1 protein-coding gene and 2 pseudogenes are annotated in these 2,243 nt (G+C 62.5%); 1 reads left to right on the forward strand and 2 read right to left on the reverse strand.

The annotated features are described in order from the left end of the window. A pseudogene (locus AX685_RS03000) lies at window positions 1-1,000 on the reverse strand (IS3 family transposase); the annotation flags it as partial. A 399-nt stretch (window positions 1,001-1,399) separates the two neighbouring features. Between AX685_RS03000 and AX685_RS23035 the strand changes: the two are divergent. After that, a pseudogene (locus tag AX685_RS23035) lies at window positions 1,400-1,585 on the forward strand (IS110 family transposase); the annotation flags it as partial. A gap of 32 nt (window positions 1,586-1,617) precedes the next feature. On the opposite strand, the gene AX685_RS03010 reads toward AX685_RS23035, so the two are convergent. Continuing rightward, the coding region (locus AX685_RS03010; RefSeq protein ID WP_066485311.1) for an IS3 family transposase at window positions 1,618-2,243 on the reverse strand (626 nt) is incomplete at its 5' end.

Below are 2,243 nucleotides of genomic sequence, written 5' to 3' on the forward strand. Positions count from 1 at the left end.
TTTTCGACGCCGATCACCCCGCTACCGGGGTCCTTTTTCCACGCCGATCCACAGCATTCGTCGCGCAGGCGGCCGTTGAAGCTCTCGACATAGCCGTTCTGCTGCGGCTTGCCGGGCGCGATATAGTGCCACTCGACAGGCCGCTCCTGCGTCCATCTCAGGATCGCGAGACTGGTCAGCTCGGTGCCATTGTCGCTGACGATCATCAGCGGTGGTCTTCCCCTGGTAGCGATGATGGCGTCGAGCTCGCGAGCGACACGCGCGCCTGACAAGGAGGTGTCGACCACCAACGCCAGGCATTCGCGCGTGAAGTCGTCGACCACCGCCAGGATGCGGATACGTCGGCCACTGATCAGCGTGTCGCTGACGAAGTCGAGGCTCCAGCGCTGGTTCGGTCCTTGTGGCAGCGCCATAGGCGCTCGGGTGCCCATGGCTCGCTTTCGACCGCGCCGGCGCCTGACCCGAAGGTTTTCCTCGCGGTACAGCCGCAGCAGCTTCTTGTGGTTCATGACCAGCCCCTCGCGAGCCAGCATGATACCCAGCCGCCGATAGCCGAAGCGGCGACGCTCTGCCGCGATCTCGCGCAGCCGCGACCGCAGGTCGCCATCATCACTACGCCGGGGCGCGTAGCGCACCGACGTTCGATCTACGCCGAAGATGGAGCATGCCCGACGCTCGCTGATACCGAAGCGCTGCCGAGCCTCCTCGACAGCTCTCCGGCGAGCGGCAGGCTTCACCAGTTTTTTGCTGCCGCCTCCTTGAGCACGGCGTTGTCGAGTATCGCGTCCGCCAGCAGCCGCTTCAGCCGCGCGTTCTCGTCCTCCAGCACCTTCAGCTTGCGCGCCTGCGACACGTCCATGCCGCCGTATTTCGCCTTCCAGGCGTACAGCGTGGCGCTGCTGATCCCGGGTTTCCGGCACACGTCGGCGGTCTTCATCCCGCTGTCCTGCTCGCGCAGCACCGCGATGATCTGCTCCTCGCTGAACCTGCTCTTCTTCACGTCCGTCTCCTCACGAAGGCGAACTCTAGCTCAAACTGGCGGAGTTTCAGGGGAGCACGTCAATATCGAAGCACTCATATGACGATCATTCAATCTAGCTGAGCCGACATAGTCGCCACCAAAATCGGCCAACCTCAGAAAAATCACTTACATAAATATATTGGTCAAGTTGTGCGCGCATTGCAAGCTATTTCCTATCTGAATCTAGGGATTCACTTGACTAGGTCGCTGGAACGCGGCCCCTGAGAGCAGGGGATACCGATTGAATTATTCGAATAGCAATGAAGCCGTTCAGCGGAACGGCGACGATAGCCTCTGTGACCTGATGGGTTGGACGGCCCCTGCACCAGCGTAGCTGTGCGATGATGTGGTCGTTGAGCCACGTCTAGGAGTCGATCCATGCAGCAGGATGTCGTGACCGTCGGTGTCGATCTGGCGAAGAACGTGTTTCAGGTCCACGCGATAGGCGCTGATGGAAAGGTGTTGGTGCGGCGACGCATCCGGCGCGGCGAGGTACTGAAGTTCTTCTCATCGTTGCCGCCGTGCCTGATAGGGATGGAGGCGTGCGCGTCGGCGCACCATTGGGGCCTGATCTGCCCCCGTTTCACCGGACGGGTTCAAGCGGTTGCAGAAACCAATGCGCGATGCTCGCGCGGTGAACGCATTTTGAGCCCCGAATGGGGGTGGTTGTCGTTGTAGTCCTCGATCCATCCGGCAATTGAGGTCAACGCGGTGGGAGCATCGGGCAGCGGCGAGACGCGGACGTAATCGCGCTTGAGGGTATGAACGAAGGCCTCCGAGATGCTGTTGGACTGCGGGCTGCGGACAGGCGTGAAGCAGGGTTTGAGGCCCAGCTGCCGGGCGAAGGTCCGTGTTTCGCGAGCGGTATAGGCCGAGCCGTTATCGGACAGCATCTCGAGCGGCAAGGGCGCGCGCATTCCGCCGAAGCGGGTTTCCACGGCTTCCAGCATGATGTCGCGCACGTCCGAGCCGCTGATGCCGGCATTGGCGACCGCACGCCAGGCGATGATCTCGCGGTCGTGGGCGTCGATGATGAAGGCGCCGCGCACGACCTCGCCGTTCCAGCAGGTGAACTCGAAGCCGTCCGAGCACCAGCGCAGGTTCGAGCGGATCGCCACCACGACGCCGTCATGGCCATAGTCGGTCCGCTCGGTGTAGCGCCGCGCCAGCAGCAGGCGGTCCGCCGCCATAATGCGGTAGACCCGTTTGTGGTTGGCCGACG

The sequence above is a fragment of the Sphingomonas sp. CCH9-F2 genome, assembly GCF_001556735.1.
Classification (GTDB): domain Bacteria; phylum Pseudomonadota; class Alphaproteobacteria; order Sphingomonadales; family Sphingomonadaceae; genus Sphingomonas; species Sphingomonas ginsenosidimutans.